This is a genomic window from Desulfovibrio psychrotolerans (genome assembly GCF_013340305.1).
Classification (GTDB): domain Bacteria; phylum Desulfobacterota; class Desulfovibrionia; order Desulfovibrionales; family Desulfovibrionaceae; genus Halodesulfovibrio; species Halodesulfovibrio psychrotolerans.
In genome coordinates, this window is the sequence record NZ_BLVP01000019.1 from 1 (window position 1) to 1756 (window position 1756).

General features: G+C 48.3%; 1 protein-coding gene. It reads left to right on the forward strand.

Going from position 1 to position 1756, the window contains the following annotated elements; genetic code table 11:
* On the forward strand, positions 1-1756 hold a 1756-nt coding region (locus HUV26_RS13460; protein WP_205245151.1), incomplete at both ends, for a hypothetical protein.

The following is a 1756-nucleotide window of genomic DNA, read 5'->3' on the forward strand; positions in this document are numbered from 1 at the left end:
TTTGATGGTGTTCAGCATTTCCATCAAAAGGGAGAACCTCTCGATTTTCAAGAGGAACTGTCAGATCAAATCGAAACTACTTCACCTCAGGGCATTGAAGAAGAATATCTTTCAGACGACAAAATCAGAATTCACGGCCCCAACCTCCCCCACGAAGGAGCTAGCGGCCTAGACGGCATCAAAGCGATCCAGAAAACCCTTTTGGAAGCGACCGATGCAGTTCGGCTTATTGGGCTTTCAGGAGTTGGAAAAACCCGTCTTGCTCAGGCTCTCTTTGACCATCGCCTCAGCGACTCACCACTTGCAAGCCACCATGTGTGTTATACAGACACCAGCTACTCCCCTAGCCCGTCTCCTCTTGCTCTTGCAGAAAGGCTGGTCACGATAGGTGGCACCGCAATCCTCATTGTCGACAACTGCGCTCCGGACCTCCATACGCAGCTAACCAATATATGCCAATTAAAGACCAGCAAGGTCAAACTCATAACGATTGAATACGATATCAAGGAAGATCAAGCTGAATCCACAAACGTATTCCGCCTAGAGCCTTCTTCTGATACGCTTATTGCCAAGCTCATTGAGACTCGCTTCAAGGCCGTTGGCTATGCAAACGCACACACCATCGCCGATTTCGCCGGGGGCAATGCTCGAGTTGCGATGTCTCTTGCGACTACGGTTAGAAAAGGGGAATCACTCTCCATCCTAAAAGACTCTGAACTTTTCGATCGACTTTTCCGCCAGAGAAATCAGCCCGACCCCCAATTTAAGGAAGTCGCCGAAATTTGCTCTCTCGTTTATTCATTTAACGCGGGAGAAGGCGACGAGAACGAAATAGCTACGCTTTGCTCTTTGACGGACATGTCCGAGCGAACATTCTATAAAAAAGTGAGTGAATTGCTCCGGCGAGACCTTGCGCAGCAAAGAGGAAATTGGAGAGCAATCCTTCCACATGCAATTGCAAATAGGCTTGCAGGGCTGGCACTCGACAACTCTCGCCAAACAGAACTCACTGCGTGCTTCAAGCAGGCAGGCAATGAGCGCCTCCTCAGTTCTTTCGCAAAGCGCATAGGCTTGCTTCATGACCACCCTAAGGCGGTTGCCATTGCACAAGAGTGGCTTAGTCCATTCGGTCTTGTTGGAAATGTTCCCGACCTTAATGATTCGAGACGGGCCATTTTCTTTAACTTGGCACCCGCAGCCCCAGAAGCCGCACTTCAGGCTCTTGAAGAGGCGGAAACGCACGAGCGGGCCAGCACATTCTTTTCACGAGAGAACTTGTACTTCACTGAAATAGTGAATCTTCTTTGCTCTATCGCCTACGAACCAGCCCTGTTCTCAAAGTCTATACGCCTGCTAACACGCTTTGCTCTTACTGAGCGGATAGACGAAAACAACAACTCTATTCGCCGCAGAATAAGGCAATTGTTTTCATTAATACTTTCTGGAACCCAAGCTACGGCGCAAGATCGCTATGGAGAGATTGACCACCTTCTCAAGTCAGGAGATATTGATAAAGAAAGAATTGGCTTGCAGTGGCTTGACGCATCCCTAAAGACAAGAAATTTCTCCCTCGATAGCCTCCCCAAATTCGGAGCACGCACGAGGGAAGTCTATTCCGTGTCAATTTCTAAAGATGAATATCGGGAGTGGTACCGCCTTTTCATTAATACTATGATCCTGCTACATATTTGTGGAGAGCAGGTTAAGCCACTTTTTGATATGCCTGACTGTTTTCGTATTCTGCCGGAGACATCCA